A 583-nucleotide genomic window follows, 5' to 3' on the forward strand; every position below is an offset into this window, starting at 1 on the left:
GTACACATAGAGGTATTTTTTTCTAGATTTATATCGAATTTCGTTATCGAATTTCGCTTATTATTGATCAACTCGTTGCAGATCATGAAGGCGAAAGTATGACGAATAACCCTACCGATGACAGCAGACCATGGTCGGTCTTTCTTATTTTTCTGCGGCTTGGATTGACATCTTTTGGCGGCCCCATTGCGCACTTGGGCTACTTCCGCGCCGAATTTGTCACACGGCGGCGCTGGCTCTCCGAACGGAGCTATGCTGACTTGGTCGCGCTTTGTCAGTTCTTGCCAGGGCCTGCAAGCAGCCAGGTCGGCATAGCGGTAGGACTGTCTCGGGCTGGATACAGCGGGGCGCTGGCTGCTTGGGCTGGCTTCACGCTGCCGTCTGCCATAGCCTTGATCCTTTTTGCGCTCGGCATCTCCAGCTATGGCGATTACGTCTCGCAGGGCGCGTTGCATGGCTTAAAAGTGGTGGCTGTGGCCGTGGTCGCTCAAGCAGTATGGGGCATGGCGCGTAACCTATGCACGGATGGGCTGCGAGTCACCATCATGGCAATTGCTACCTGCGTCGTTTTACTTGTGCCGTC

General features: G+C 53.9%; 1 protein-coding gene. It reads left to right on the forward strand.

From position 1 onward, the window contains the following. Positions 1-98: 98 nt before the first annotated feature. Positions 99-583 (forward strand): chromate transporter (locus R7Z50_RS29340; protein ID WP_318149994.1); only part of this gene is annotated, 485 nt, incomplete at its 3' end.

This window comes from Vibrio sp. 1249-1 (genome assembly GCF_033340495.1).